Origin of the sequence: Paraburkholderia sp. SIMBA_054 (assembly GCF_046534875.1) — a bacterium.
GTDB lineage: Bacteria > Pseudomonadota > Gammaproteobacteria > Burkholderiales > Burkholderiaceae > Paraburkholderia > Paraburkholderia hospita.
The window spans coordinates 1-257 of record NZ_JAWRXV010001143.1; the positions used below are offsets into that span (position 1 = coordinate 1).

1 pseudogene is annotated in these 257 nt (G+C 57.6%); it reads left to right on the forward strand.

From position 1 onward, the window contains the following. Positions 1–257: pseudogene (locus SB822_RS58735) on the forward strand (type II secretory pathway protein); the annotation flags it as partial.

The following is a 257-nucleotide window of genomic DNA, read 5'->3' on the forward strand; positions in this document are numbered from 1 at the left end:
TCTCGGGCTCGACTGGTCTTTCGATGGTTCGACGATCAACATCACGCGCTTTGTGACCCGCATGTATCAGATCGCAGCCATCCCGGGCAAGGTCTCCATCAAGTCTACGATGTCCAAGGGCATGGAAACGTCCACGGGCAATCAGGCGAACGGCAGCAGTGGTGGCGGAAGCGGTGACACGGGGTCTTTTTCCGCTCTGACTTCGACTGGCCGCCAGGGTGAGTTTGACCAGATCCAGTCGATTACGGATGCACTGA